1 protein-coding gene is annotated in these 914 nt (G+C 57.1%); it reads left to right on the forward strand.

Going from position 1 to position 914, the window contains the following annotated elements; genetic code table 11:
• On the forward strand, nucleotides 1-914 hold a 914-nt coding region (locus AC1DVH_RS31865; RefSeq protein ID WP_477757132.1), incomplete at both ends, for a DEAD/DEAH box helicase.

Genomic DNA, 914 nt, shown 5'->3' on the forward strand with positions numbered 1-914 from the left:
GCTTTAACGTGTTGTCGGGCGAAGTGCATCAGGCCCAACTGGATGAGTTGCTGAATATTGCCCTGCGTAGCGACACTCCCGATCAGTTGCCATCTATCCTAGATTTTTCCTGGTATTCGGGGTTGGTGCAGAAGGTCTACGCCGAAAAGCCAGCGCTGCAGCAATTTGACCGCATCAAGCACGAGCATCAGATCGCCAGGTTCAAAGCCCTCGACACCGCCTCGTTGAGCCATGCGCAAACGTTTCTGGCGCGGCAGGTGTGGGAACATATGCCCAATGTGAACCAGCCGGGTGAAATGGCAATTTTGCGCGCAGAGCTGAATAAGAAGCGTCGGCACATTCCGATCCGTCAACTGATCGACAAGGCCGGGCGGGCGATTCAGCAAATCAAACCGGTGTTCATGATGAGCCCCATGTCTATCGCCAACTTCCTGCCTCCAGGCAAGTTGGCGTTCGATGTGGTGGTGTTCGACGAAGCTTCTCAGGTCAAGGCCGTCGATGCGTTTGGCGCGATTTTACGTGGCAAGCAAGTGGTCGTGGTGGGGGACACCCGGCAGATGCCGCCTAGCGATTTGTTCAGCCGCGACATCGTCGCTGATGACGACAACGAATCCACCGCCGACATCGAAAGCATTCTCAGCCTGTTCAAGGCGGCGGGCAGCCAGGAACGCTACCTGCGCTGGCACTACCGCAGCCGACACGAATCACTCATCGCTGTTTCCAACGTGGAGTTCTACGACAGCAAGCTGGTGGTATTCCCTTCTGCTGGTCAGCACCCGCACGCCAAGGGCGTGAGCTTTGATTACCTACCGCAGGCACTGTATGACCGTGGTCGCACACGGACCAACAAGGACGAAGCCAAAGCAGTCGCCCAAGCGGTGATGAAACACGCGCTGGAGACGCCGGAACTGTCC

The organism is Pseudomonas sp. P4_C3 (genome assembly GCF_056402075.1).